Genomic DNA, 26,581 nt, shown 5'->3' with positions numbered 1-26,581 from the left:
TTATGGGAAAAAACGTTTTTATTAAGGATTGGATTTTTAGTAATAAGTCGATTTTTATTAGCATAACAATTTTTTCATCGATAACCGGTGCAAGTGAAATCTTCGATATTAATGCAATTAATACAGGCATTGATAACCATCTTTCAGATCCTATGCTATTAAATTATCTTTCTAAATCAGAAGGGCAACTTCCTGGTAGATATAGGGTTCATATTTACCTGAATGATGATAGTGTGGCCGATGAATATATTGAATTTATTTTTAGTGAAGAAAATCAAACACTAGAACCGCAGATTACAAGACGGCAGTTAATTAATTGGGGCGTTAAGCCTTCGATATTTTTTAAGAATGATAGCTCTGAAATTGATGAATTCATTGATGTTAGAAAATTTATCAAAGGTGGAAATATTTACCATGATTTTTTTTCTAACCGTCTAAATATCAGTGTTCCTCAAATAGCGATGAAGACAATTAGTCGGGGTTATATTAATCCGATTGAGTGGGATGATGGTGTCGCTGGATTGTTTATTAATTATTCTGCACGTTTTAATCAATCATGGAAAAGTCCAAACAACCATAAATCTATTTATTTTGGATTGCGAAATGGAGTTAATTGGGAAGCCTGGCGATTACGTAATCACAGTTATTACAATAATGTTTACGGTGATAGCCGTTGGAATAGTCTACAAACTTTCTTAGAAAGAAATATTCGTAGTTTAAATAGCCACTTAATTATTGGTGAAACTTCATCAGATAACGGGATTATGGATACTTTTCAGTACCGTGGTTTAAAACTGATGTCAGAAGAAAGTATGCTCCCACAAAGTCAACGAGGGTTCGCACCTACAGTAAATGGTATTGCGAACTCCAATGCTGTGGTGATTGTTCGGCAAAATGGTCAAATAATTTATCAAACATCCGTTCCTGCGGGGGAATTTACGTTAAATGATCTCTATCCAACGTCTTTCAATGGTGAGTTGCAAGTGACGATTGAAGAGTCTGATGGTTCGACGAGAGTATTTACACAGCCGTTTTCCAGCGTGCCAGTTATGCAAAGGGCAGGAACATTAAAATACAGTATGGAATTTGGAAAATCTCGAGCTGAGAGTGAAGAGCGACAGCCTTATTTTGTTCAGTTTTCTGGGATCTACGGATTACCTATTCACCTATCTCATTATGGAAATTTATCTCTGTTAGGTGGCGTATTCATTTCGGAATATAGACAAACTTATACAGTTGGGGCTGGCGTGAATTTAGGCAATTTCGGCGGAGCTTCATTGGATATGACTCATTCAACATCTCAGTGGGATCCTAATTTAAAGAGCACTGAGCAAACGTATCGTTTTCAATATAACAAATATGTTCAAAATACAGCGACTGGGCTTAATTTATCTGCTCAATATTTTGTTGAACCGGATGGAGATAATTTTATTTCTCAAACAGCAAATATGGATCGAATGTCAAAGAAACAGCGACTACAAATATCGCTTAGCCAATCATTGGGAAACTGGGGATCTTTGAATATAAATGGCTATCAACAAGAGTATTGGGCGCAATCAGGTTCAGATAAAAATTTTACTGTTAGTCTTGCCTCGCAGTATCAATCAGTTAATTACAGTTTTTCTTATTCACATTCTGAACAATATCATCGTGAAAAGCGGGATAAAGTATTCTCTTTTACTTGTAGCATGCCATTACGTTGGGGAGAAAATATTTATTGGGGTAATTATCATTACAACACCAGTCGTTACGCTGGCGGTATTAGCACCATAAGCCTGAGTGGCTCAGCACTTGACTCTCATCAGTTACGATATGACCTCACACAGCAATACCATCATAAAAATCAGCAGGTGAGTTACGGTGTTCGCGGTAGTTATTTAACCTCTCATGGGGAGCTTGCTCTTGGTTGGGATCACTCTCCTCGACATCAAATTGTCCATGCAGCTGCCACTGGGGCATTTTTATTTCATCACGGAGGAGTTACTGCCTCCCGATCATTCTCGGATGCTATTGGGTTAGTTAAAGCTGAGGGCATTAATAATTTAAAAATTAATAATGTACCTTCGTTGTATACCAATGAACAAGGTTATGCAGTGATTCCAATGCTAACACAATATGAGCGTAACAATGTCAGTGTTGATACCTCAACATTAATCGGCAATTACGATGTGGCACTGAATTCAACAACGGTCGTACCCACACGAGGGGCAATTGTTTTGATGGATTTTAAAGCTAAACGTGGTGGTCGCATTGTATTAAAACTAAAACATAATAATCAATTGGTTGGTTTTGGCACTCAAGTGAATGTTCTGGAACAACAACATAAGATTTCATCGGGAATTGTGGCGACTGATGGGGAAGTTTATTTGAGTGGTGTACCTGAAAATAGTGTCATTCAAGTTAAGTGGGGGGCTAATCAGTCGCAACAGTGCCAGTTACCGCTTCATATTGACTTGAGTAATTCAAATATTCAATTCATTGAAGGAACATGCCAGTAGAGGATTTATGAATCAATTTGCTATTTATATCGGAATGCTGTTGTTTTCATCAATAGCGTTTGCTGATTATCGTGCTGAATTTTCAACGTATACCGTGCCCATCACCGAAACGCTGTATGTTCCTAAAAGTGCTCCCATCAACACACATATTGCAACGATAGAGTTAGGTACTTATACGCCTTGGGTGTGGTGGAATGAGACAGGCACAACAAGGGTTGGCATTAATTTACCGGGAATTTTTGATGGGCATTATCAAATCGCAGGTGTTGGAGCTGTTAAGGAAATAGGGTTATCTGGCATTGGGTTTGCTTTGCATGGCTCGGTTAATAGCCCATGTTCAGCAAGAGGGTATGTGAATGGTAAAAATAGTCGTGACGGAAACCCGGCAAATCGCTTTTTATGTCCCAGCTCAGCATCTAAAGGTAATTACAATGTCACCTTAAAGGCTGAGTTCTATAAAATACGCCCACGCGTGAATACTCAGCTATTACAATCCACCAGTGCTGCGATGTTTATCGTTTTTAATAATCGGTTTATTACCCAAGATATTGTGGGCAATTTTGAACCTAAAATTTGGTTGTCGCCTATTCCGGTTGTTGCGAATGGATGCGAAGTTAAAAATACCATCGTCAATGTGGCATTCGGTCAAGTAGATAAATCCGGGGCTCGTGGTGTAGGGTCTACGCTTATGAATAGTCGCAAACGGTTTAAAATTGAACTGGATTGTGATGAAACTTCACCAATAAAAATTCATTTTATGGGGATGGGCGACTCGAGTGGGTTACCCGGCACCATTGCACTCAATAATGCAGAGCATCGAGAAACTGCCCAAGGTTTTGGGATCCAAATTAAATATAAAGGGCGACCGATTAAATTGAACCAAACGTTACAAGTTTCTCGCTTAAATAGTGCGCAACACTATGTTATTCCTTTGGAGGCAGTTTATATTCAAACAGAGGAAAAGACGCGAGGGGGAAAAGCGAATGGGACGTTACAGTTTAATTTACAATATCATTGAAATTAAAGAGAAAAGGGAGCACAGGCTCCCTTAATTTATAGAAGAGCTAATGATTATTCAACGACTAAAATACGGCAGGTATTGGTGCTGCCGATGGTGCCCATTTGGTCACCTTGTGTCACGATAACCGTGTCACCAACCATTAAGTAACCGTTGTCACGTAGACGCGCGATCGCTTCGCTTGCAGCGGCAATTCCATCAGTATGCGTGCTACAGAAGACAGGCGTGACGCCACGGTACAGAGAACATTGATTCAGTGTTTTTTCATGGCGTGACATAGCAAAAATTGGTAAGCCAGAGCTGATACGTGACATGATACGAGCTGTTCGTCCTGATTCTGTCATGGCGATGATTGCCTTAACACCTTTCAGGTGGTTAGCCGCGTACATGGTTGACATGGCAATCGCGTCTTCAGAACTTTCAAACTCAGCATCTAAACGGTGTTTAGAAATATTCAGACCTGGCATTTTTTCTGCGCCAAAGCAGACTTGCGCCATTGCGGCGACGGTTTCTGCTGGGTATTGTCCCGCAGCCGTTTCTGCCGATAACATAACCGCATCCGTACCATCTAAAACGGCGTTTGCCACGTCCATAACTTCGGCGCGGGTTGGCATTGGGTTAGTGATCATTGACTCCATCATTTGAGTTGCGGTGATCACTACACGGTTCAATTGACGTGAACGACGGATCAGTTTCTTTTGTACAGCGACTAGCTCAGGGTCGCCAATTTCGACACCTAAATCACCACGGGCGACCATCACGACATCTGATGCGAGGATCACTTCATCCATAATGTCATCAGTGGCAACAGCTTCAGCACGCTCAACTTTCGCAACAATTTGGCATTCACAGCCTGCATCACGCGCTAAACGGCGAGCATAATCAAGATCCTCACCGGAGCGAGGGAAAGACACGGCTAAAAAGTCGACATTAATTTTGGCTGCGGTAATAATATCAGCTTTGTCTTTTTCAGTGAGGGCTTCTGCGGATAAGCCACCACCTAGTTTGTTAATGCCTTTATTGTTAGACAGTTGTCCGCCTACAGTCACTTCAGTGAACACTTGCAAGCCTTGAACTTCACGAACTTTTAACTGCACACGACCATCGTCTAGCAGAAGAATATCGCCAGGGACAACATCAGCAGGTAAGCCTTTGTAATCGATACCGACTTTATGTTGGTCACCTTCACCTTTGCCTAATGAGGCATCCAGTGTGAATTTGTCACCAATATTGAGGAAAACTTTACCGTCTTTAAAAGTAGAAACACGAATTTTCGGACCTTGTAGATCCCCAAGGATAGCGACGTGACGCCCTAATCGAGCCGCAATCTCGCGCACTTTGTTTGCGCGGGCCATGTGGTCTTCAGGAGTTCCGTGAGAGAAATTAAGGCGAACAACGTTAGCGCCAGCATTGATAATTTTTTCTAGATTATTATCACGATCGGTTGCCGGACCAAGGGTTGTAACAATTTTAGTTCTTCTAAGCCGTCTAGACATGTATTACTCCGTGACCTGTAATGGTACAAATATAAGTGAAGCCTTTTCACTCCATTTTGAAACCTATTTACTGCAAATAGGGGTGCTGACACGAGCACAGCTATTATATACAGCAAATTTCTTAAAGCCATCGGGAGAATAAAAACTATTTGGTACCGATAGAATTAAGAACCCATTTTTAACATTGTTGTATCCATCTTTCAGACATTATCAAACCGCGAATCGCGTAATGCTTCTTTGACCCGTTTCAAGTTATCTCTAAATTTTTCGCCTCGGCGCAAAGTAAATCCGGTTGTTAACACATCAATCACTGCGAGCTGTGCCATTCTGGAGACCATTGGCATATACATGTCCGTGTCTTCAGGGACATCGATAATAATTGATAGGCTGGCTTCTTTAGCCAGGGGGGAGCCCTCTGATGTGATAGCGATAACTGTTGCATCATTATGGCGAGCGAGCTGTGCCATATCGACTAAGGCCTTTGTACGACCCGTGTGTGAAATCAACACAATCACATCGCCTTCACTACTATTGATGCAGCTCATACGTTGCATGACAATATCATCAAAGTATATGACTGGAATATTAAACCGGAAGAATTTGTTCATGGCATCATGAGCAACCGCGGCGGAAGCCCCAAATCCAAAAAAACTGATTTTGCGAGCTTGAGTCAGTAAATCTACTGCGCGATTAATTGCGTTGGTATCAAGGGTGTGCTTGACATTATCCAGTCCCGCCATCGCGGACTCGAATATTTTATGGGTATATGTGTTGACGGTGTCTGTTTCTTCAATATGGCGATTTACATAAGGCGTACCATTGGCGAGATTCTGCGCCAGTTTCAATTTAAAATCTGGAAACCCTTTGGTTTCCATTTTGCGGCAAAATCGATTAACAGTAGGCTCACTAACATCCGCCAATTGAGCCAATGCGGCGATACTCAAATGAATAGCACTTTGGGGCATCCCTAAAATGACTTCTGCCACCTTTTTTTCTGATTTACTCAAAAAATCGATGCTGGTTTTCATTTGTTCTAAAATATTCATATAGCAAAAGTGCCTATTTCAGCAAAAGGGGAAATATTTCTGCCATCGGAGTATGGTGGCATTAACATCCAGATATGACTGAAAATATACTACGTGTTGATAGTAAGCTATCTATACACTGGGGTTAACTAAGGGCTTTTTTTACGAAAATATGACCCGTATCTAATTTTCAACTAAGAAAACGGATTACATAAATCGTTATTTTCTAACAAAAGCTGGAAGCATTCAGTGATAAAAAATTTTGTTGAAGACTGGGTATGCTGGATTTTTCAGCATAAAAACTGTGACCCGTGTCATCAATATTTACTGAGCAGTAGCAAACGGGTACATTAGCAGGCAAACGATTATATTTTTATAATACGATATCCAGAACCTATCTTATTAGAGTGGCGTTTCGCGCTCAGTTTTTCTGGGCTCTAATGAGATAGTTTCTAAATTCCGCAGATTGAGGAGAACCAACATGGCGGTACATAATGCTGCTCAAGCTTGTGACCTGATTATTTTCGGCACTAAAGGTGACCTAGCGCGTCGCAAGTTACTTCCATCATTGTATCAACTGGAAAAAGCAGGTTATATCCATCCAGATACTCGCATTATCGGCGTTGGTCGTGCCCAATGGGAACAGAGCGATTATGTGGAATTTGTCAAAAAGGCATTGAATGACTTTTTGAAGGAAGAATTAGATCCAACATTATGGGAGCGAATGAGCGCACGTTTAGATTTTTGTAATCTAGATGTGAGTGAAACCGATAATTTTGTGCGTTTAGCCGATATGCTTAAACAAGACACGCAGCCGGCGATTCACTATTTTGCCATGCCACCAAGCACATTCGGTGAAATGTGTCAGGGGCTAGGCTATGCAGGATTGAACAAAAAACCAAACCGTGTCGTGATGGAAAAACCATTAGGGACGGATTTAGCATCTTCTCAACAGATTAATAACGAAGTTGCGAAATATTTTGATGAAAGCCAAGTTTACCGAATCGACCACTATCTAGGCAAAGAAACGGTACTGAACTTGCTGGCTCTGCGTTTTGCAAACTCTTTATTTATTAATAACTGGGATAATCGCACCATTGATCATGTGCAGATTACCGTGGCAGAAGAGGTTGGAATCGAAGGTCGGTGGGGGTATTTTGATCAGGCGGGTCAAATGCGAGACATGGTGCAAAATCACCTTCTGCAAATTTTAACCATGATCGCGATGTCTCCTCCTGCTGATTTAACCACTGACCGTATTCGTGACGAAAAAGTGAAAGTGCTGCGTTCTTTACGTCGTATTGATCACACAAACGTGCGTGAGAAAGCCGTACGCGGTCAATATACTGCGGGCTTTGTGCAAGGTAAGAAAGTACCGGGCTACTTAGAAGAAGAAGGCGCGAACAAGCAGAGCCAGACGGAGTCTTTCGTGGCTTTGCGTGTGGATATTGATGATTGGCGCTGGGCTGGCGTACCATTCTATTTGCGTACAGGTAAGCGTCTTCCTGCCAAATGTTCAGAAGTTGTGGTGTATTTTAAAAAACCTGCATTGAATATTTTCTCTGAAAGCTACCAAGATTTACCACAAAACAAATTGACGATCCGTCTGCAACCTGATGAAGGGATTGATATCGAAATTATGAACAAGGCTCCAGGCTTGGATCATAAACACCGTTTACAGACGACTAAATTGGACTTGAGCTTTTCTGAGACCTTTAACCAAACGCATCTTGCAGATGCCTATGAGCGCTTATTGTTAGAAGCGATGCGTGGTATTCAAGCCTTGTTCGTCCGCCGTGATGAAGTGGAAGAGGCGTGGAAATGGGTTGATTCTATTATGGAAGCATGGGCGATGGATAACGATGCGCCTAAACCTTATCAAGCCGGTACATGGGGACCGATTGCCTCTGTCGCCATGATCGCTCGTGATGGTCGCTCGTGGAATGAGTTTGAGTAATATTTTATCTTTATAAATTGGACCATGAAATGGCGGGAAGGTTGAATTCCCGCCATTTTTTTAGCTAATATTTTCTTCTTTATCTTTTCTTATTTTTTCCGCGATAGAAATTTTTGCCAACCACGTCATTTCATGTTGATTAAACACTAATGTTGTCCCGTTCTGCTTTAATTCAAATGAAAGTGGTGAGTTTTTTATTTTAAGCATCGGAAAATTATTTAATTCATCTATGATTTTTGGGGTAGTGAGTTTTATGGTTGAATGAAATACGATGGGGGAATGTTTTGCAGGTTTTGATCTTGAAAAAAAGCGCAAATTGGCATTGTCAATCCTTTAATGATGCAATTATTGAATGTGGAGTGTGCCATGAGTCATTACGCTTCTCTTTAATAATGTGATGGTTACCAAGATTGCTGACTCAAGGTAACCATTCAATTTTGGTTATTTTAAAGCACTAATTCACTGCGACCTGTCGCCGCCATATGAATAATTCCTTGTTCGATTCGTAAACACGCCATTTTAGCGGCATCTGGAACCGATAAACCTGCAAGTAACTGAGCGGTGAGTTCAGCACCAAACAGATCCCCAGTTCCTTTTGGTGTAACGGGATAACGCTTATGGCGAATAACCGCGACATCTTGTCGAGTAACACAAACTACTTCGATACTTTCATCATCGGGCTGGAATGCGCTCGTTATGATGACCCATTGGGTATTACCGTTGAGTAATGAACGCGCTGCGCGAGTCGCGTCGTCTAAATTATTGATGGTTTGCCCACTGAGTGTAGAAAGCTCAAATTTATTCGGAATGATGCCCGTCGCAAGTGGAAGCACTTCATCACGATAAACATCGGCAATCGCTGGAGGAATATAAAAGCCACTATCTTCATCCCCCATCACAGGGTCGACAATGACAGGCATTTTAGGATGCTGCTCACGCACAGAGGCTAACCAATTTGCAAGGTCGTGAGCTTTATCTGGTGAACCTAAATAACCCGTTAAAATGGCTTTAACGCTGTTTAAGCTGCCACGTTCAACAAAGCCTTGTAAGTAGCCTCGGAACCATTCACCAGGCAATTCACCGCCATAGCAAGTGGCATAGTGAGGGGTATTGCTTAAAATGACGGTGGGAACTGCGGCAACACGCAATCCTTGTTTTGTTAATGCAGGAACGGCAATGCTGTTACCGACACTGCCATAGATAACTTGGGATTGAATGGAGATGACATCATAAGGAAGCGGGGTGGCATCGACGGCGTTTTGAAAGCTATTTGACGTTAGCGTAAAGGTATCCATGACTCTCTCTTATTGGTGTGCATTATTTCTATTTTGTACGGATAGCATGATAAGAAGCGTGTTGGCATCTATTGTCAATGGTAACCGTAAAAATGAATATTGAATGAGATGAAAGCAGCATAAAACACGGTAATAAAAACTTTTTTTGCTCAGTTCGTCCAAAAATAAATGCGAGTGAAATGGTGGAATTATTCGTAAAATTGAGTCTGCCACTGTGTTGCTTAGCATATTAATGCATAATTATGCATAAAAAGAATGAATTCAAAAAGCTTTTGCATTCATTGACTTAATGATTTTGCCATGGTAGAAATAAGCTGAAACTAACAATTATATGAGGGTTCGGAGTAACTTGGATGGATGTCCATCCGATGAAATGAATGAGATATCATGCTTAGCGTGACTAGCATAAAGATCAGTAAGTCCCAAAGAAGATCAACACATAAGCTTTTCCTTTCTGCCATTCTATCCAGTGAGTATCACTGGTGCGGCGCGTTATAGCGTCTTTCTAGATTATTCAATCAGCTGAATAAAATCAGCAACTCTATTGTTTTTGTTTGAATTTTTAACAGCATTAAGCCCATGTATTAAACTAATTGCCTTTTAAACTTGTTTAAAAAACAGGCTATGATGATGCTGAATCTAGAGGGATATTATAATGATTTACTGGATATTTTTAGCATTAGCTATCGTTACTGAAGTCATTGGTACTTTATCAATGAAACATGCCAGTGTGAGTGGTGATTTCACGGGTATGGCGGTGATGTATGTGATGATTGCCACTTCCTATATTTTACTCGCTGTTGCGGTTAAAAAAGTCGCCTTAGGCGTTGCATACGCCATGTGGGAAGGGGTGGGTGTTCTGTTGATCACAACGTTCAGTGTACTGTGGTTTGGGGAATCTTTGTCACCGATGAAAATTGGTGGATTAGTTTTCTTGATCACGGGAATCGCATTGATCAAATCAGGTACCAAAAAAGCCACAGTTAACAAGTCTGCTCAAAAAGTAAAACAAGCAGCGAAGAATGCGGTTGATGCCGCCAAAGCCCGAGCTTTAGTGACGAATACCGCTAAATCGGAGGTGTAATATGGCCAGTCAATTTGAATGGTGGCATGCGGCATTTCTGATCCTTGCAGTGGTACTCGAAATCCTTGCCAACGTATTTTTAAAAATGTCTGACGGTTTTAAGCGTTATTGGTTAGGTATTCTTTCTCTGGTTGCGGTGTTAGGTGCATTCAGTGCGCTAGCGCAAGCGGTGAAGGGAATTGAATTGTCAGTTGCCTACGCGTTATGGGGTGCATTTGGCTTAATTGCTACAGTCGCAGCCGGTTGGATCTTGTTTAATCAGCGCTTGAACTATAAAGGTTGGGGCGGATTAGTTTTCCTGCTTATCGGTATGGTACTGATTAAAATGTCGTAACGGATAATACAATTCTTAAAGCTATTAGTGCTTATTCTACAATATAGTACTAATAGCTTTTCAATATATAATTACATCTAAAGTTAATAATTTCAGTAAAATGAAAATTTTAAAATATTGATCTAATGTCCATAGAATAATATATGATTATTTATTTACTGGTTTTTTTGAAAAATTAGATTCTCTTTATTCTATTAATTCATTTTTATGAAAAAAAAGTATTAAACCCTTCAGAGTAGAAAATTTATTTATATCTATCATATTTTAGATAGAATGACTAAAAAGGGATGTTTATTTTTAAAAATCAGCAATAAGGATAATGTTTATATTTTTATAATTAAGACCATTATATTTTATATATTGCATGCTATTGATTTTGATTTTGATTTTGATTTTGATTTTGATTTTGATTTTGATTTTGATTTTGATTTTGATTTTATTTAATAAATATATTCATTTTTTATGCTCATAGAAAGGAAATATCATGAATGATGTAATGATAGTAACCCCACATAGTAGTTTTCGCGATAGATTGATTTATGATGGAATGGCTTCTACAGAATATGGAAATATCTCATTAAGTGATGCAGTAAATATATACTGCATGAAGAAAGATATGATTTGCCCTGTGTGTGGTGAGGTAAATTGTGTTTATTTCAAAAGATTGTGCGATGATTTGCTAAAAAAGCCTAATGATAAAGAGCTTAAAAAAATAATGGTTAAAAGCCAAACAATAGGAGTTCCATTTACAAAGGTTTTTGATGAGTATCGTAATAAAGTTGAAAATCAACTCGCTGGTGTTCTTAAAAAAAAATGGCATTGTTCCAACGCTAAAGATTAGGCAGGAAATGTTTTCAAAGTATATGAATTTATTTGATATGTTGAATAGGAAGGTGGTAAATGGAAAGGAAGTATATATTGATAAACACATTAAGAGTTCAATATTCAGTAAGATTAATTCTAAAACATCTGTGGTATTAACATATTTAAATACTTTAGATGGTGCTAGAAATATTAAAAACTACCCTGAAATGATAGATGCTTTGAGAAAAAATGATTTCAATAGAGCTTCTAAAATTTTTTACAAAATGATGCCTAAAGATTTAGAAAGCTATTTAGCATTAGATACTATTACTGATGAAGCAATAGCCAAAGGCAAGCTGATGAGGAATTGAAAAAAATTCAAAGTAAAGCCAAAGAGGAAATAATAAAATTACAAATAAATGAAGCTATTAAGACAGCATCAGAAATAATTTCAGATATTGGTGATAAAACATCTAAAGTTATTGGAGATAAATATAAGGTTGCATCTGATAAAATAATTAATGAATTAAATGATTTTAAAGGTAAAAAAATCAAAAATTCAAGTGATGCGTTAAAAATTTTAGAGAAAACAATAAATAACCCATACCTTAAAGTTCATAAGAAAGACCTTCCCGCCATTTCTCAGACTATAAAATTTATAGATGGAAAGAAGTTATCGGAGAATTTATATAAACTAGGTGGCTCTTTTAAGCTTACGGATAAATTTTTGAAATTTGAAAAAATAAAAACTAAGGTTGAAGAGGGGTTTGAAACGGGAAACTGGAGACCTCTAGTTTTGGAAATTGAAGCTATGGCATTAGCAGGAGTTGCATCACCTAGTGTATTAGCATTTACATCAGCAAGTCTAAGCTTATTATTACCGGTTACTATTTCAGTAACACTTTTATCTGTATCTGCCATCATATTAACCGCTGTGATTACATCTTATATTGATGCAGATTTTGCTGCTGCAATAAATAAAGAAATTATTCCATAAAAGGTATTTTTAAAGCCATAATTATGAATTAGTCTGTATTTAATTTTTTATATTTAATTGGTAGAAATAGAAATGCATTTACTGTAGCACAAGTAATAGTGAAGACTGATATAAAGATAGCGTAATAATAAAGGAATGAAGTAAATTCAAAAACGGAAATTGAGCGCAAATTTATATTTCCGTTTGACATGTTATAGTTTAAGAAGTAATTAATATATGTAATAATAAAAGCAATTAAAATTATACTAAAATAACCAAATATGGTTGTAACTATCCCTTTGTTGTATAGTTTAAAATGTTCTTTTTTTATTTCTATAGAATTCCATACAATCAAATAGTATGGAATGGAAAAAAAAGGTGCCATTTTACAGTATAAAGCGGATAGATAGCTTTCATTTCGATAATAATCTGAATAAATTACAGGTATCTCACCTATCCAATTACTAATGTTTATTATTACTATATTGGGTATCATGTGTAACCATATAGCAGAAAGAGGAATAACCCCCAGCAAAATGGTAATAATAAAAACTAAGCTTGAATTGATCTTGAAAGACATTTTAGAATTCCTACTTCACATGATGGTGATAATAATATTCATTTCTATTGTCATGTAAAGATTTATTACTTCCTACTGTGTAGAGAAATACAAATTTCATTTGAGATGAAAAAAGAATATGAGAAACAGTAAAGACTCTAAATAATACGTTTTTACTTTTAATAATAAATCAAATGGATAGGACAAAGCTCGTTAATGCCGTCATGCTGTGATATGCTGTGAGACAGAAAAGAAGTGAGAGTAGTGAGAAAATAAAAGGTCAAAACATCCCGTTAAAAATAATGCCGCTCAATTCAAGTGATCGGCATTAAACTGATGGTTCTTTTTTCAAGTCTTAATCAAACTTCAAGTAATATCAATCAATCGCCGCAACGATTTTTATCTCAACTTTATATTCTGGCTTCATTAATGCGGCTTGAACAGTGCAACGGACTGGCGCACTGCCAGCGACAACCCAGGCATCCCATGCTTGGTTCATGCCCGCAAAATCAGCTTTATCTGCAAGGAAGATAGTGGCATCTAAAATTTTGCTTTTATCTGAACCGACTCGACCTAACATGACATCAATGGCAGCCAATGCATCCGCGGTTTGAATGATAATGTCGCCATCCAATTTTTCTGGGACGCTAGTATAGTAGACCACGTTGTTATGGATAACTGCTTCAGACCAACGGGTATCTGGGTCAATGCGTTCAATAGTCATAATTGTTCCTTATTATCAGTGCTGACCAAGGATATCAGTTTGCTACTATGATGAAAATCAGTTCGTTAATGAAATGATAATTAGCTCAGCAGCTATCTTGAACTCATGGTAAAGTGTGCCCATTATCAGTAAGCAATATAGGTTTGTAGTGTCTAACGACTTTTCAGCAGATGGCTTTCTAGCAAAAACAATTCCTGGATTCCAACCTCGAGCGGCGCAGGTCACCATGTCTGACGCCGTGGCTCAGTCTATCGAACAGCAACATGTGCTGGTGGCTGAGGCGGGGACAGGAACAGGGAAAACTTACGCTTATCTCGTCCCTGCATTGCGTAGCGGCAAAAAAGTGATTGTTTCTACGGGCTCGAAGGCACTTCAGGATCAACTCTACCATCGTGACCTACCTACGATCATCAATGCGATGAATTACACGGGTAAAACGGCGTTGCTGAAAGGACGTTCAAATTACCTGTGCCTTGAACGGTTGGATCAGCAATCTCTTGGTGGGGGAAGCCTCGAACCTGAAATTCTGGCGGCGGTAGTCAGATTACGCAGTTGGTCCATCGAATCGGAGTTAGGGGATACCAGCACCTGCCATGATATTGCTGAAGATAGTGCGGTTTGGCCATTGGTCACCAGCACGAATGACAACTGTTTAGGTAGTGATTGTCCGCGTTATCAAGAGTGTTTTGTGCTTAAAGCTCGTCGTAAGGCGCTTGATGCGGATGTGGTGGTGGTCAATCATCACTTATTTATGGCAGATCGGGTTGTTAAGGATACTGGTTTTGGAGAGTTAATTCCTCAAGCGGATGTGATGATCTTTGATGAAGCCCACCAAATTCCAGATATTGCAAGTCAGTATTTTGGTCAGCAGCTGAGTAGCCGCCAATTATTAGATTTGGCTCGTGATATGATCATGACTTATCGTACGGAGCTAAAAGATCAAGCCCAACTGCAAAAAAGCGCAGATAGGCTAACCCAAAGTACACTGGATTTTCGCCTTAATTTAGGGGAAAACAGTTTTCGCGGTAATTTACGTGAATTACTGAAGTTATCTGAAGTACAGCGTGCACTAACGTTGCTCGATGATGCGCTTGAACTCTGCTATGAGGTGATCAAAACATCATTAGGTCGCTCTCAAAGTTTAGACTCTATTTTTGAGCGGGTGACCATTTACCGTAACCGTTTAAGTCGCCTAAAAGAGGTGACTATCCCAGGCTATAGCTATTGGTTTGAAAGTTATGGGCGTCATTTTTTATTGGCGTTAACCCCACTTACTGTTGCGGATAAATTCAGTGAAATGATAGCCAGTACCCCGGCAAGTTGGATATTCACATCGGCGACATTGTCCGTGAATGAAAAGTTAAGCCATTTTACAGATAGGCTCGGTCTTAGTGACGCGAAAACATTGTTGCTTGCTAGCCCCTTTGATTATGAACGCCAAACCTTACTGTGTGTCCCTCGATTTTTACCTGAACCTAATCAACGGGGAAGTGCACAGAAATTGGCGAATATGCTGCGTCCACTGATCGAAAAAAACCAAGGTCGTTGTTTCTTCTTATGCACTTCACATTTGATGATGCGAGAACTTGCAGAAGAATTTAAAGCATCGCTTACGCTGCCTGTCCTTATGCAAGGCGAAAGCAGCAAAAATAAGCTGTTAGCTCAGTTTATTGCCGCGGGGAATGCGGTTTTAGTGGCAACGAGTAGTTTTTGGGAAGGGGTGGATGTCCGAGGGGATGAACTGACATGTGTGATCATTGATAAACTGCCCTTCACGGCTCCTGATGATCCGTTATTACGCGCACGAATTGAAGATTGTGAGCTCCGTGGTGGGGACCCATTTGCTGATGTGCAGTTACCTGATGCCGTGATCACCTTGAAGCAAGGCGTTGGACGCTTAATCCGTGATACGAAAGACTATGGAGTGATTGTAATCTGTGATAATCGCTTAGTGACTCGACCTTATGGCGAAGTGTTTTTACGTAGCTTACCACCATCACCACGCACTCGTAGCCTGAATAAAGCGATTGATTTTTTGGCGCAAAAGCGTTCCGAGTCAATGGAAAAACACTAATTTAGTGCAATCTCGTGGGTGGTTTATGCTAAGATACCGCCCATCTTTCAGGTTGCCGTCATAAGGCGACAACAAAAAAACTAATATTTGCCGGAGTTTAGGCATGTCGAGTCGTATTCTAGCTGTTGATACAGCCACTGAAGCTTGTTCTGTTGCACTTTTGTGTGACGGTGAAATTATTTCGCGTTTTGCGATTTCTCCTCGTGAACATACCCAGAAAGTACTTCCTATGGTTGAAGAAGTATTAGTGCAAGCGGGTATTACGTTAAATCAATTAGATGCATTAGCATTTGGGCGCGGACCCGGTAGTTTTACTGGCGTGCGGATTGGCGTGGGGATCGCACAAGGGTTAGCGCTTGGCGCTGATTTACCTATGATCGGCATTTCTTCATTAATGACACTGGCACAAGGTGCATATCGCACAACAGATTGCTCACGTGTTCTGGTCGCGATTGATGCTCGAATGTCAGAAATCTACTGCGCACAATATCAACGTGATGAGCAAGGTTTTTGGTTAGGTGAAGATACTGAAGCTGTCATGCTTCCAGCAGATTTCAAAGCTAAACTCTCAGAGTTACAAGGACAATGGTGCTACGCCGGTACTGGTTGGGGTGCTTATCCTGAATTGTTACAAGGTTCGACCATAAGTGATAGCCTGATTACTCTGCCAGCTGCGCAAGATATGTTGCCAATAGCAGAACAGTTATGGATAGCGGGTAAAATAACTGCGGTAGAGAATGTTGAGCCAACTTACCTGCGTAATGAAGTCACTTGGAAAAAATTACCCGGTCGCGAATAAAAATAAAAACCATTTTTGTAGAATGAAAATAAATAGCTATTAGGTTAATACTAGATAGCTATTTTTTTTACCTAAGACATAGAATTGGCTTTTAATTGAGCTATCATTGAACAAATGAGTACTAATAACAATTGAATTGAACATATAATGTGGTGAGGTTTTTGGGCTGTATTAATACTTATTATCTCAGTTTATAATGATGGCTAATTGGAGGTGGAAAATGAAAATTCAATTTAGCTACCGCTCAGCAATGAAAACGCTGTTACTTGCGGGCATATTAGCGCTGGCTGGTTGTGTATCGATCCCTCAATCGATCAAAGGTTCGGTGCCTAATCCTGCAGAAAATCTTAAATCGGTACAAAATGCACCGGAAATGTTTATCGGTCAAGAAGCGCGTTTTGGCGGCAAGGTTATTTCTGTTTTAAATGAACCGAAAAGAACGCGAATTGAAATAGCGGTCATGACGTTAAATAAATACGATGCTGCGCCGGAATTAAATTCCGCATCTCTTGGTCGTATCTATGCCTATATCAATGGGTTCGTTGAACCAAATGATTTTAGAAACCGCTATGTGACTGTTGTAGGTAATATTACCGGAGAGCAAGCTGGAAAAATTGGTGAAGTTCCTTATCAATACGTGACGATGAATGTGACTGGCTTTCAACGTTGGAGTATTGCTCAAAGTGTGATGATCCCACCGCCTGCGGGACCATGGGGTTATGGTTATTATGGTTCTCCATATTACTATAATCATCCTTGGGGATGGGGCTATGGATATCCAGTAGGATCTGCTCAGGTGCAAACCTATTTAACGGAAGATTAAAGAGTAATCAATATTATTATTCTGCTAAAAATCCTAGTTAATCTAGGATTTTTTTTACAAAAAACGAAATGGCAGTGGACGATTAACCGCTTAATTCTCCAAAAATTTCTCACAACGGTGTATAATTACGGGATATAAACAGAGTAAAACTCTGATGAATTAATCTTAAGTTGAATAGGGCGGCATAGACCGCCTTATTTTTATCTCGAAGGAATGAAATTTATTTAGTGATATAGCTCTCAACCTTAGCATTGTTTAATTTTCAAACTGGTACAATGAGTTAATAATTTGTTAAAGGGTTGTGTAAAATAATAACTCACTAAATTCAGGAGTAACATTTTGGAAAAAATCTGGCTAAAAAATTATCCTGCTGATGTACCTGAAGAAATAAATCCTGATGACTTCGCGTCATTAGCAGAGTTACTTGAAAATGCCGTTGCTCAATATGCGGATCAACCTGCGTTCATTAACATGGGCGCTGTGATGACGTATCGTAAGCTTGAAGAGAGAAGCCGAGCATTTGCCGCATACCTACAAAATGGATTGGGTCTTAAAAAAGGGGATCGTGTTGCCTTAATGATGCCAAATTTACTGCAATATCCTATTGCACTGTTTGGTATCTTACGTGCGGGTATGGTCGTGGTGAATGTCAATCCACTGTACACCCCGCGAGAGTTAGAGCATCAACTTAATGACAGTGGAACGACAGCGATTGTTATCGTCTCTAACTTTGCGCATACCCTAGAGAAAATCGTATTTAATACAAAGGTTAAACACGTCATTTTAACTCGCCTTGGTGACCAACTTCCCCGTCCGAAAGCCACCATCGTGGATTTTGTCGTGAAATACATCAAGCGCTTAGTACCGAAATACAATCTGCCTGATGCAATTTCGTTTCGCCGTGCGATGCATCAGGGATATCGGATGCAGTATATCAAGCCAAATATCAAGGGTGATGATTTGGCATTTTTGCAATATACCGGTGGAACGACTGGGGTGGCAAAAGGTGCAATGTTAACTCATCGCAATATGTTGGCAAATATTGCGCAGGCCAGAGCAGCATATGGGCCAGTTTTACATTTTGGTCATGAATATGTGGTTACAGCTCTACCGCTTTATCATGTATTTGCACTTACGGTAAATTGCTTATTATTTATTAATGTCGGTGGTGTGAACTTACTGATTACCAATCCGCGAGATGTTCCGGATACGGTTAAACAATTAGCTAAATATCCATTTACAGCGATCACGGGCGTTAACACATTATTCAATGCGTGGTTGCAAAATCCCGATTTTCAAAAGTTGGATTTCTCGCGCTTGCGGCTGTCCGTTGGCGGAGGAATGCCTGTCCATAAAGCCGTCGCACAGAAATGGCAAGCGCTGACAGGGCGGCATTTATTGGAAGGCTATGGCTTAACTGAGTGTTCACCATTAGTTTCAGGTAACCCATATAATTTAACAGCTTATAGTGGTAGTATCGGAATACCCGTTCCATCAACAGATGTGAAATTTTTAGACGATGATGGGCATGAAGTTCCCCGTGGTACGGCGGGTGAAATGTGGGTAAAAGGTCCACAAGTAATGAAAGGGTATTGGAATCGTCCTGATGCAACGAGCGAAGCCATTGTGGATGGCTGGTTAGCTACCGGTGATATCGCTGAAATAGACGATGAAGGCTATATTCGTATTGTTGATCGTAAGAAAGATATGATTATTGTCTCTGGTTTTAACGTCTATCCAAATGAAATTGAAGATGTGATTTCCATGCATCCTGATGTGGTTGAATGTGCCGCCATTGGCGTGCCAAGCGAAAGCACTGGAGAAGCAGTAAAAGTCTTCGTGGTTACTAAAAATTCTTCATTGACCGCTGCAGATCTTAAAACATTTTGCCGTCGTTCGTTAACCGCTTATAAAGTACCGAAAATTTTTGAGTTTCGTGATGAGCTACCAAAATCTAACGTAGGGAAAATCCTACGAAAAGAGTTAAGAGCCGAAGAGCAGCAAGCACGAGAAAAATCACCGTCATAATGAATTATTGAGTGGTGAATTAACAAAAGCAATGTGTAACGCCGGTTTTTACCGGCGTTACTGTGTCCGTCAGATACACTTAACTAAATTATAATAAAGAGAAACTTGTTTTGAATTACCGTTTAGTCACAACAGATAGCGAATTAGCCAAAGTTTGCCAAGAGGCCAGCGATGCACCGTGGTTAGCATTAGATACTGAGTTTGTTCGCACTAGAACCTATTACCCTCAACTGGGGTTATTGCAGTTGTATGATGGAAAACAGGTTTCATTGATTGATCCGCTTTTAATGACGGACTTTAGCCCATTTAAGGCACTGTTAACCAACCCAAACCAATTAAAATTTCTACATGCAGGCAGTGAAGACTTAGAAGTTTTTATGCATGATTTTGGTTGTGTGCCTGAGCCAATGATAGATACTCAAGTGCTTGCCGCGTTCTTGGGTTATCCAATTTCTTGTGGTTTTGCGACGTTAGTAGCAGAACATTTGGGTATCGAGCTAGATAAAAGCGAATCACGAACAGATTGGCTTGCTCGACCTTTAAGTGAGAAACAGTGTGATTATGCGACTGCAGATGTCCTTTATTTGCTGCCACTCGCGAAAATTTTGATGGAAAAAGTGTCAGAAGAAGGTTTATTAGCGGACGCACAAGATGAATGTCAGCGTATCGTTGCGCGTCGTCAAAAAACAGTCAAACCAGAAAAAGCTTATTTAAGCATCACTAATGCATGGCAGCTACGTGATGAGCAACTTGCCTGTTTGCAATTACTGGCAGCATGGCGTCTTGACCAAGCGAAAGCACGGGATATGGCAATAAACTTCGTCATTAAAGAAGAAAATTTATGGAAGGTCGCTCGCTACTTACCAAGTTCATTAGGTGAGCTGGACGCATTAGGTTTATCAGGGCAGGAAATTCGTTGTCACGGTCGGCGTTTATTAAGTATCGTTGAGGACGCGAAAAAACTCGATGAAAGCCAATATCCTGCACCTGTGGCTAATATCACAGAGCAAAGCCAGTACAAAAGTATCTTTAAAGAAATAAAAGCTGTGGTGAAAGAGATCGCTGAGAATGAAAAATTCAACCCTGAATTACTGGCATCTCGCCGTCAAATAAACCAATTACTAGCAGTGCATTGGGGATTAAAAGAAAAATCTTGTCAGCCTGAACTGCTTGCAGGTTGGCGTGGGCGATTATTGGAAGGACCCTTAACTCGATTACTTAGCCAAGCGTAATCCGCGATAAAGGCACAAAATAGCGATAATTTTGTGCCTTTATGTGATTTTCAAGGCACTTTTTTTCTTGGGTATTTTGTTATTCTTATCAGTAAGTTTTATTCTCATTCCGACAATCCTAAATATTTATTCCTCTTTAAATAATGAAGATTATTATTTAACACTAATCTAAAAATAATCCCATCCATTGAGATTAATATCATTATTTAATGCCGTTCAATTCTGTAATTACTCTTAAAAAATAGCAAAGATAAATAAAGATCGAACTTAAAATAGCTCATTACAGGGATGATTAACATTTATAGGGGGAGAGCTATTTTATAGTTTATTGAAAAATAAAAAGAAAAAACACCATTCTAATGTAATGATTTTTCATTGAATTATAAAACCTTTATTTGTAAATAAAACGCATTCTCATAAAATCATTTTCAGTTTGTGGGTCCACAAATATGTCCAAGAGAAAAGAGTAAAAAGCATCATCTCCTTTTAATTTTTTACTAATTGAATAAGGAAATCACTATGAATAAAAGTACTAAAGCGACGTTAATTGCTATTTTGGCAGGTATGTCTACCTATGCGAGTGCGATAACGGAATCTGCACAGAGCCAAACGTATGAGACAGAAAGGTCGGATGTAACGGTAGGAGTAACGCAATCAGTTAAAGACCCACATGGTGGTGAGATTGGTTCGCCGGGCATTGGTTATCGTCACAAATCCGATGGAAAAAGGATTTCATTTTCTGGTTTAACCAGATTGGTTATGTTCCCAAAAGAGGGCAATGTCTATGTTGTTCCTAGAACACCGCACGGTAATGTCGATATGGGGAAATTCCAGTTCTCTAAAATCGCAGATGCCGAAGTTTATTATGGGGATTGGTCACAAACTGGAATGGAAGATGATGCTAAGCACACTGCTTTCTTCTCTGGTCAAGATGCAACAACATCAGTACCAACCGAAGGTAAAGCCACTTACACCATTGCAGGGATCAATCAATATGATGGTGAGAAAAAGCTTTCCGGTGTATTTGAAGCTGACTTTGGTGATAAGGGCTATACCGGTTCATTACAAGGCGAGAACTTAAAAATTGCTCTTGAGGGTCAAATACATGATGCCGGCTCATTCTCAGGTTCAGCAATTGCTAATGACACCGTATCAGGTATGAGCTATGGGCGCTTCTTTGGCGAGAATGCGGAACATGTTGGTGGTGTCGCCGTATTTAATAGTGAGCATCAATATGATACCGCTTTTGGTGGCAGCCAGAACCAAGAGTAATCTCTATTTCGCAATATAGCTGCTATCAGGTAGGCAAAAGTTATTTTGCCTACCTGTATTTTTGTGGAAAAAGGAAAAGGAAGGCGGATGAAAAAAATAATCAACAAGATTGAAGTATTAATTATATTGTTGTTTTCTATGAATTCATTTTCTGAGAAAAATTATGGGCATCAGCAATATGAACAGATAATTGAAGTTTTAACTGAAATAAATAACACAAGAAATAAAGCGCCCACAATAATCCCAGTTAAAATAAATAAAACTGTCGACGACCTTGGTTTTATTCTTTATGATTTAGTTAACCGGCAAAAATTCCAGCAAATCGATAGAATATTACCTGACTATCTGAATGATGAAAATCATGATAAAGGTATGTTGGATTATATTTCAGCAGAAAGAGCTTATTTTAATGGTGATTATCCATTAGCACTAAAATTTTATTTGAAAATAGTCAATGGTAACCCTGACTCAGTCTTTTCTGAAATGAAATTGGCTCATGTCTATATAAAAAACAGTTATCATCGTGAAGCATTAAGTTTATATAAAAAGATAAAAGATAAATATCGAGTCAATTTACCGGAAGACCGAATCAAGCAGATAGACAAAGAAATCACAGCATTAGAAAAACGTGGTCATTGGCAGGGAAATTTCAATGCGGATTTAAAGTATGACACAAACTATACTGAGGCTCATGGTAACAAGGAACAGCAATGTGGCACGATCTTGTGTATGCAAGGCAGTGAAATTAAATCTGGTTTAGTGTACGGGTTTTCAGGAAATGCCAATAAAATCCTTTGGCAATATCGAGGTCACTCGCTGTTAGCCAGTATGGGTGGAAATGTATGGGAATACCCACATCGCTCAGTAAAAAGGCGCTTTTCGAGTTACTCATCAATAAGCTATCAGTATCTTTATGGGAATAAAAAGATCACGTTTTCACCTATTGCAGATATCAATTGGCGGGGGCATTTGTTTGATCATTACAGTGTAGGTGCAAGCATTACTGGGGTATATTTTCCCAGTAATAAGCTTTATTTGCTATCTAACCTGGCATATAAAAATCAAACTTTCTTTGGTAAACGAACATCACGTTCAGGCTATAATATTAATTACAGTATGACCGCTATTTATTCGATTAACCCACAATGGAGTGTATTCTCAAATATATATGGCGGTAAAAATATTGAAAAATATAAAAGTGATAGCTACCAAGTGTCAGGGTTAACAGTGGGCTCAATTAATGCCGTTGGCTCGAATAAGTTAGTCAATAAACTAACAAGCAGCAATTATGATTTTTTTGATTTCGATAGTGCACTTAATACAAAACGTAGTGATGAATCGTGGGAATTAAATAGCCAAATAACATTATTAGATCATACGTTTCTATCATTAACACCAACGTTCTATGTTAATTACAAATTCAATGATAGCAGTGCAAGAATAAGCTATTCCTATAATAAAAGCGAAGTGGGTTTAAATTTAAGTAAAACATTTTAGTTTACATTGAGATTTAATATGAAAGTAACAACAGTGGTGGCAATGAAAATTGCCACAGGGTTAGCTATGGGGGGCATTTCACTTTCGTCTTATGCCAGCTCAAGGGAACAAGTGGGCAATATTCAGATAAAAGACCAAATCGATACGATTAAGCAACGTGACCAAAAAGGTGCGGATGACCAATATGATAGAGATGAATCCAATATTTATATCAGTAAAGAAGCAGCCGAACGTTATAAAGGTACTAACCCTGCCGATATTTTAAATCATGGCGTTGGGGTTTATAGCGGAGATGCGCGTAATAGTGGGGCATTAGACCCAAATGTTCGCGGCATTCAAGGGCAAGGGCGCGTACCCGTTACTGTCGACGGTACGGAACAAGCTATAACGGTATGGCGTGGTTACAACGGTGCGAATAATCGTAATTATGTTGACCCTAATATGATCAGTAGCATCACAGTGATAAAAAGCCCGATGTTAGATCGTGATATTCGTACTTCTATTGGTGGTGGCGTTGCGGTTAAAACCCTCAGTATTGATGATATCGTCCCATCAGATGAACATTTTGCTGTCGATCTTAAATTGGAAACGCGAACTAATTCGACAAAGCCTCGAATTAACCAGTTGCATCTTGGAAGCGATTACCGCGATGACCCAGAACTGATGGATAGTTTAGTTAATCATTATAATGACAGTCTATCGTTAGTGATGTTCCGTGATCCTGAGACATCTGTAGAGCCAGATCAACCAGGAAGTTCGAATTTTTTTAATTTAAAAGACAGCGCGATGCGAGTGGCACTTGGGTTACGGCAAGAAAAATTTAATCTGCTATTTGCTTATAGCCACCGAAACCAAGGAAACTATTTTTCAGGTCGTCATGGCGCACATTATTTCCGAGAACCTATTATTACTCGAGATAATCAGTATTCAGAAAAGACGCTAGATCCTAACATTCCCTTTGTAGCAAATGTCTATTTGCCCACCAAAGAAGTGGGTAATACCTCCAGCAATATCGAGACTTTTCTGCAAAAAATGAATTTACAACTTTCTGAATCACAGAGTGTCTCCCTTGGGTATGTACATACTAAAAGTCATTATGGGGAAATAATGCCCTCACAAATTCGTTTTCATGATTTAGCGGGAGAAATTCCGCAATGGCCGTTGGCAAATCTTAGTTTAGGCTCTTTTTCTGTTAACTATGGATTTAAACCCAGCGACCAGCCGTTTTTTGATTTTCAGTTAAGTTATTGGCTAACAAAAATGGATTTAAATTCAAACACTGCGGGTGCTTTACCTAGACAAGCGATGGAGTATGACTGGTCTACTGATATGACTTATAGAAATCCCTTTGTAAATGGAAAACTAGTGGATGGTATAAAACTGAGTCAGCTCAATGACAGGCAAGGTATTTCCTTGTCTAATAAGACCCAATTAATGCCTAGCTTTGATGTGACTCTCATTGGTAATTTTATGAATGAGAAAATTCATAGTCATGATGATATTTATGATCCTAATGCTGAAGTACCTAAATATCACGTATTTCGAGCGATTCCGCGCGAAGGCAAACGCCAAGAATACAGTGGAGCAATTAGATTGGATTGGCGCCCCACGAATTGGCTACATGTCAATGCAGGTATTCAGTATCAAAATTATTGGTCGCGAGATTTATTAAGGGAACGTCGATTAAAAGCAAAAGACTCCCGATTTGCGGTGCATCAAATTGAGAAAGCCATGAATTTTGAATATACTCGGCCCTTTACTGAAGAGGAAGCCAGTAAGGTTAAGGGCTATGTGGATAGCAAAGGGCGTACTTTTGATGGTTACGATAAGATAGGCCTCTGGCCGGATAGTACCATTGGTGTTTCTAGAATTGAGTGGTTTGTCGCAGAAGCGTTATCACTCCCTAAGCATTCCCTAAAAAAAGCCGAGCACTATTCTACAATCCATGAAGAGTATGAGGGGTTTCGTATTACCGGATTCGACTATATCAAATGGCGAGTGGATGAAGATGGTAAGCTCACTGCGGAGAATAACCCATTCTATAACGGCGAAATTGACCTCTCAGAAGAAGTGATTGACCCGATTAGCCAGAAAAAAGTCAAAGCAATTATTGCTTATCGTGCTCCAAATAAAGAATGGGATTATATTTCAGTCGACGAGAACCAAAAGTATAAAAACCCAGGTAAACGTATTAATTCCGCGTGGAGTCCATCAATAGGGGGATCTGTCTACCTCTCCGATAATGACCGAGTGTTTGCGCGTTACGCCGAAACCGTCAGAATGCCCAGTATTTTTGAAGATACTATTGGATTCTCTGGTGAGGGTGATAGCGCAATAAGAACGCATCCCTTTAAGCCAGAACGTAGCCATACTTTTGAAATTGGGTATGTGCGTAATTTACAAAGCTGGTTGAAGTCAGAAAATGCCGCCGATTTTAGAATCAACTATTACCATAATATGATTGAAAACGCCTTTGATCGTGATGGTAATTTGGTTTTTGCACAAATGGATCAGCACCGAACCGCTGGATTGGAAGTGCTAGCCCGTTATGATAATGGACGTTTCTTTGGGGATTTAGGAATTGATTTCCGGCTGAAAAATGAAGTTTGTGATGATGCATCAATGGCTCGTTTAGACCCGCTGAATAAGTACAAAGGGTCAATCTGTACTGAAGGTGGCTTTCCGCACGGCTATCTCCGAACCCAGTTACAACCTAAATACAGTATCCATACTAACCTCGGTATGCGTTTCTTTAATGAAAGTTTGGAAGTTGGCGGACGTATACGCTATCACGCCAAAACAGAAAATAAAGATGAAGCACAGATGGCGAGCAAGTTTGGTCCTTCTTATTCACCGTTAAACAATAACCCGATGAGTTGGAATGCGGTATTTGTCACGGATGCTTATGTTACCTACCAAGTGAATAAAAACCTGTTAGTGGAGTTATTAGCTTCTAACGTATTAAACGAATATTACATTGACCCATTGACGCGTAGCATGATGCCTGCGCCGGGAAGATCTCTTCGTTTAAGTGTGACTAGTCACTTCTAAGGCTCAGCCCCAGCAAAGTATATTTGCTGGGGCTG

Annotated in this window: 21 protein-coding genes; 16 read left to right on the top strand and 5 right to left on the bottom strand. The window is 39.5% G+C overall.

Translation table 11 applies throughout. The annotated features are described in order from the left end of the window. Nucleotides 1-2 precede the first annotated feature (2 nt). Nucleotides 3-2,498 (top strand): fimbria/pilus outer membrane usher protein, encoded by a 2,496-nt coding sequence (locus PROVALCAL_RS13875; RefSeq protein WP_006659935.1) that lies wholly within the window; start codon nucleotides 3-5, stop codon nucleotides 2,496-2,498. Nucleotides 2,499-2,505: 7 nt separating this feature from the next. Next, on the top strand, nucleotides 2,506-3,516 hold the full coding sequence (locus tag PROVALCAL_RS13870; protein ID WP_006659934.1) for a fimbrial protein: 1,011 nt from the start codon (nucleotides 2,506-2,508) through the stop codon (nucleotides 3,514-3,516). A 53-nt stretch (nucleotides 3,517-3,569) separates the two neighbouring features. Here PROVALCAL_RS13870 and pyk read toward each other — a convergent pair whose 3' ends face one another. Further along, entirely contained in the window at nucleotides 3,570-5,012 is a 1,443-nt protein-coding gene (gene pyk, locus PROVALCAL_RS13865) for a pyruvate kinase (protein ID WP_006659933.1), read from the bottom strand. A 200-nt stretch (nucleotides 5,013-5,212) separates the two neighbouring features. Beyond that, nucleotides 5,213-6,058: a MurR/RpiR family transcriptional regulator gene (locus tag PROVALCAL_RS13860; protein ID WP_006659932.1), complete on the bottom strand. Its 846-nt coding sequence runs from the start codon at nucleotides 6,056-6,058 to the stop codon at nucleotides 5,213-5,215. Between the two features lie 460 nt (nucleotides 6,059-6,518). Between PROVALCAL_RS13860 and zwf the strand changes: the two genes are divergently transcribed. Beyond that, complete coding sequence (gene zwf, locus PROVALCAL_RS13855; RefSeq protein WP_006659931.1) at nucleotides 6,519-7,994, top strand: glucose-6-phosphate dehydrogenase; 1,476 nt, start codon at nucleotides 6,519-6,521, stop codon at nucleotides 7,992-7,994. A gap of 446 nt (nucleotides 7,995-8,440) precedes the next feature. Here zwf and pdxK read toward each other — a convergent pair whose 3' ends face one another. Next, nucleotides 8,441-9,289, bottom strand: a complete 849-nt coding sequence (gene pdxK / locus PROVALCAL_RS13850) for a pyridoxine/pyridoxal/pyridoxamine kinase (protein ID WP_006659929.1) — start codon at nucleotides 9,287-9,289, stop codon at nucleotides 8,441-8,443. Nucleotides 9,290-9,944: 655 nt separating this feature from the next. Here pdxK and mdtJ point away from each other — a divergent pair. The 5 genes from mdtJ (at nucleotide 9,945) to PROVALCAL_RS13825 (ending at nucleotide 12,508) form a co-directional block, all read left to right on the top strand. After that, nucleotides 9,945-10,373 carry a multidrug/spermidine efflux SMR transporter subunit MdtJ gene (gene mdtJ, locus PROVALCAL_RS13845; RefSeq protein ID WP_006659928.1) on the top strand — a complete coding sequence of 143 codons (429 nt, stop codon included), beginning with the start codon at nucleotides 9,945-9,947 and terminating at the stop codon, nucleotides 10,371-10,373. 1 nt (nucleotide 10,374) lies between these two features. Further along, nucleotides 10,375-10,707 (top strand): multidrug/spermidine efflux SMR transporter subunit MdtI, encoded by a 333-nt coding sequence (gene mdtI, locus PROVALCAL_RS13840; RefSeq protein ID WP_006659927.1) that lies wholly within the window; start codon nucleotides 10,375-10,377, stop codon nucleotides 10,705-10,707. 484 nt (nucleotides 10,708-11,191) lie between these two features. Next, the gene (locus tag PROVALCAL_RS13835) at nucleotides 11,192-11,548 is read left to right on the top strand and encodes a hypothetical protein (protein WP_006659925.1); all 357 of its coding nucleotides are present in this window, start codon (nucleotides 11,192-11,194) and stop codon (nucleotides 11,546-11,548) included. Between the two features lie 7 nt (nucleotides 11,549-11,555). Continuing rightward, on the top strand, nucleotides 11,556-11,882 hold the full coding sequence (locus PROVALCAL_RS13830) for a hypothetical protein (RefSeq protein ID WP_006659924.1): 327 nt from the start codon (nucleotides 11,556-11,558) through the stop codon (nucleotides 11,880-11,882). Further along, complete coding sequence (locus PROVALCAL_RS13825) at nucleotides 11,879-12,508, top strand: colicin-like pore-forming protein (protein WP_006659923.1); 630 nt, start codon at nucleotides 11,879-11,881, stop codon at nucleotides 12,506-12,508. The genes PROVALCAL_RS13830 and PROVALCAL_RS13825 overlap by 4 nt, the downstream gene beginning before the upstream one ends. Before the next feature lie 28 nt (nucleotides 12,509-12,536). On the opposite strand, the gene cui is transcribed toward PROVALCAL_RS13825, so the two are convergent. Together cui and PROVALCAL_RS13815 are read right to left on the bottom strand one after the other, a co-directional pair. Further along, nucleotides 12,537-12,983: a colicin immunity protein Cui gene (cui, locus tag PROVALCAL_RS13820; protein WP_006659921.1), complete on the bottom strand. Its 447-nt coding sequence runs from the start codon at nucleotides 12,981-12,983 to the stop codon at nucleotides 12,537-12,539. A gap of 439 nt (nucleotides 12,984-13,422) precedes the next feature. Further along, a complete protein-coding gene (locus PROVALCAL_RS13815; protein WP_006659920.1) occupies nucleotides 13,423-13,770 on the bottom strand; it encodes a RidA family protein in 348 nt (115 codons plus the stop codon). A gap of 148 nt (nucleotides 13,771-13,918) precedes the next feature. Between PROVALCAL_RS13815 and yoaA the strand changes: the two genes are divergently transcribed. From yoaA to PROVALCAL_RS13775, 8 genes are all read left to right on the top strand, one after another. Further along, nucleotides 13,919-15,844, top strand: a complete 1,926-nt coding sequence (gene yoaA, locus PROVALCAL_RS13810; protein WP_039862077.1) for a DNA repair helicase YoaA — start codon at nucleotides 13,919-13,921, stop codon at nucleotides 15,842-15,844. A 103-nt stretch (nucleotides 15,845-15,947) separates the two neighbouring features. Continuing rightward, a complete protein-coding gene (gene tsaB / locus PROVALCAL_RS13805) occupies nucleotides 15,948-16,643 on the top strand; it encodes a tRNA (adenosine(37)-N6)-threonylcarbamoyltransferase complex dimerization subunit type 1 TsaB (protein ID WP_006659918.1) in 696 nt (231 codons plus the stop codon). Between the two features lie 220 nt (nucleotides 16,644-16,863). Further along, entirely contained in the window at nucleotides 16,864-17,466 is a 603-nt protein-coding gene (locus PROVALCAL_RS13800) for a Slp family lipoprotein (RefSeq protein WP_039862076.1), read from the top strand. A gap of 339 nt (nucleotides 17,467-17,805) precedes the next feature. After that, entirely contained in the window at nucleotides 17,806-19,494 is a 1,689-nt protein-coding gene (gene fadD, locus PROVALCAL_RS13795; RefSeq protein ID WP_006659916.1) for a long-chain-fatty-acid--CoA ligase FadD, read from the top strand. 110 nt (nucleotides 19,495-19,604) lie between these two features. Next, on the top strand, nucleotides 19,605-20,726 hold the full coding sequence (gene rnd / locus PROVALCAL_RS13790) for a ribonuclease D (protein WP_006659915.1): 1,122 nt from the start codon (nucleotides 19,605-19,607) through the stop codon (nucleotides 20,724-20,726). 519 nt (nucleotides 20,727-21,245) lie between these two features. Beyond that, nucleotides 21,246-21,998, top strand: coding sequence for a Slam-dependent surface lipoprotein (locus tag PROVALCAL_RS13785; RefSeq protein WP_006659914.1), 753 nt, complete (start codon nucleotides 21,246-21,248; stop codon nucleotides 21,996-21,998). Between the two features lie 87 nt (nucleotides 21,999-22,085). Next, nucleotides 22,086-23,495, top strand: a complete 1,410-nt coding sequence (locus PROVALCAL_RS13780) for a surface lipoprotein assembly modifier (protein WP_080547037.1) — start codon at nucleotides 22,086-22,088, stop codon at nucleotides 23,493-23,495. A gap of 18 nt (nucleotides 23,496-23,513) precedes the next feature. Next, nucleotides 23,514-26,546, top strand: coding sequence for a TonB-dependent receptor domain-containing protein (locus PROVALCAL_RS13775; protein ID WP_006659912.1), 3,033 nt, complete (start codon nucleotides 23,514-23,516; stop codon nucleotides 26,544-26,546). Nucleotides 26,547-26,581 lie beyond the last annotated feature (35 nt).

It is taken from the genome of Providencia alcalifaciens DSM 30120 (assembly GCF_000173415.1).
Classification (GTDB): Bacteria; Pseudomonadota; Gammaproteobacteria; order Enterobacterales; family Enterobacteriaceae; genus Providencia; species Providencia alcalifaciens.
Note: the sequence above shows the minus strand (reverse complement) of the source record. Positions and strands in the feature narration are given on the sequence as shown.

Bases quoted from the DNA above. Each gene is read 5' to 3' on its own strand.
- PROVALCAL_RS13815 (WP_006659920.1), bottom strand. From the start codon at position 13,770: ATGACTATTGAACGCATTGACCCAGATACCCGTTGGTCTGAAGCAGTT.
- PROVALCAL_RS13800 (WP_039862076.1), top strand. From the start codon at position 16,864: ATGAAAATTCAATTTAGCTACCGCTCAGCAATGAAAACGCTGTTACTT.
- tsaB (WP_006659918.1), top strand. From the start codon at position 15,948: ATGTCGAGTCGTATTCTAGCTGTTGATACAGCCACTGAAGCTTGTTCT.
- zwf (WP_006659931.1), top strand. From the start codon at position 6,519: ATGGCGGTACATAATGCTGCTCAAGCTTGTGACCTGATTATTTTCGGC.
- pyk (WP_006659933.1), bottom strand. From the start codon at position 5,012: ATGTCTAGACGGCTTAGAAGAACTAAAATTGTTACAACCCTTGGTCCG.
- PROVALCAL_RS13860 (WP_006659932.1), bottom strand. From the start codon at position 6,058: ATGAATATTTTAGAACAAATGAAAACCAGCATCGATTTTTTGAGTAAA.
- PROVALCAL_RS13785 (WP_006659914.1), top strand. From the start codon at position 21,246: ATGAATAAAAGTACTAAAGCGACGTTAATTGCTATTTTGGCAGGTATG.
- PROVALCAL_RS13775 (WP_006659912.1), top strand. From the start codon at position 23,514: ATGAAAGTAACAACAGTGGTGGCAATGAAAATTGCCACAGGGTTAGCT.
- PROVALCAL_RS13835 (WP_006659925.1), top strand. From the start codon at position 11,192: ATGAATGATGTAATGATAGTAACCCCACATAGTAGTTTTCGCGATAGA.
- mdtJ (WP_006659928.1), top strand. From the start codon at position 9,945: ATGATTTACTGGATATTTTTAGCATTAGCTATCGTTACTGAAGTCATT.
- PROVALCAL_RS13875 (WP_006659935.1), top strand. From the start codon at position 3: ATGGGAAAAAACGTTTTTATTAAGGATTGGATTTTTAGTAATAAGTCG.
- PROVALCAL_RS13780 (WP_080547037.1), top strand. From the start codon at position 22,086: ATGAAAAAAATAATCAACAAGATTGAAGTATTAATTATATTGTTGTTT.
- PROVALCAL_RS13830 (WP_006659924.1), top strand. From the start codon at position 11,556: ATGTTTTCAAAGTATATGAATTTATTTGATATGTTGAATAGGAAGGTG.
- pdxK (WP_006659929.1), bottom strand. From the start codon at position 9,289: ATGGATACCTTTACGCTAACGTCAAATAGCTTTCAAAACGCCGTCGAT.
- PROVALCAL_RS13870 (WP_006659934.1), top strand. From the start codon at position 2,506: ATGAATCAATTTGCTATTTATATCGGAATGCTGTTGTTTTCATCAATA.
- cui (WP_006659921.1), bottom strand. From the start codon at position 12,983: ATGATACCCAATATAGTAATAATAAACATTAGTAATTGGATAGGTGAG.
- mdtI (WP_006659927.1), top strand. From the start codon at position 10,375: ATGGCCAGTCAATTTGAATGGTGGCATGCGGCATTTCTGATCCTTGCA.